1 protein-coding gene is annotated in these 259 nt (G+C 58.7%); it reads right to left on the reverse strand.

Annotated elements, in window-relative coordinates:
- The coding region (locus tag SB764_RS41995; RefSeq protein ID WP_410867035.1) for a hypothetical protein at nucleotides 1-181 on the reverse strand (181 nt) is incomplete at its 3' end.
- Nucleotides 182-259: the final 78 nt, after the last annotated feature.

The raw sequence follows: 259 nt of genomic DNA on the forward strand, positions 1-259 counted from the left end.
TCTGCATGAGGTCGGAGCGAGGTCCGGCGATCATCACAACGACACCAGTCGCTGCCAGGATCGAAAAGACCAGCGCGACAGGTAGGACGATCGAGAGACGGAGCGAAAGTGACGCGCCTTTACCAGCTTGCGCTGCAAGCCCTCGAATAAGATCGTCCGTTGGTTGTCGATTGTCATTCATGCCCGGGGCCTCTTCTCTGTGTTGCCGCCATCAGTTTCTTCAACGAGCGATGGAAAGCGACGCGCACCGCTCCCTCGG

This window comes from Paraburkholderia sp. SIMBA_027 (assembly GCF_046535315.1).
GTDB classification, from domain to species: domain Bacteria; phylum Pseudomonadota; class Gammaproteobacteria; order Burkholderiales; family Burkholderiaceae; genus Paraburkholderia; species Paraburkholderia tropica.